Below are 390 nucleotides of genomic sequence, written 5' to 3'. Positions count from 1 at the left end.
CTCTAAACCACCATAACCTTTATATAGACTATAAATATCCTTATTTTTTATCCAGTTTGGGACGTTTTCCATATGGTAATAAAAAAACACCATTCTTATCCCTTGCATTTGATCATCTACCTTATCTATTTTTTCAACCACCACTTTGCCAAAACAGAAATTTGTTCCCCCCCACCATTTTTTATCAAGATATTTACGCCCTTCATCAGTAAAGTTATAGCGGTAGAGTGGCTTGTCGCCATCGTGACCAACTAGCTCTTCGGTAAATAATCCCTCTTTGGCATAGAGTGCTAATCGTTCATTTAATTTATTATTAATATAAATAGGATCGCGATAGTGCATATCTTTATGATACCCTGGCATATATTTAATAGTATAGGGGTACATATT

Annotated in this window: 1 pseudogene; it reads right to left on the bottom strand. The window is 34.4% G+C overall.

The annotated features are described in order from the left end of the window. Positions 1–342: pseudogene (locus tag GQ589_RS11925) on the bottom strand (hypothetical protein); the annotation flags it as partial. Positions 343–390 lie beyond the last annotated feature (48 nt).

This window comes from Gilliamella sp. Pas-s27 (assembly GCF_009795865.1).
Classification (GTDB): domain Bacteria; phylum Pseudomonadota; class Gammaproteobacteria; order Enterobacterales; family Orbaceae; genus Gilliamella.
The sequence above is the reverse complement of the archived record's forward strand: the minus strand, read 5'-3'. Positions and strand labels throughout refer to the sequence as shown.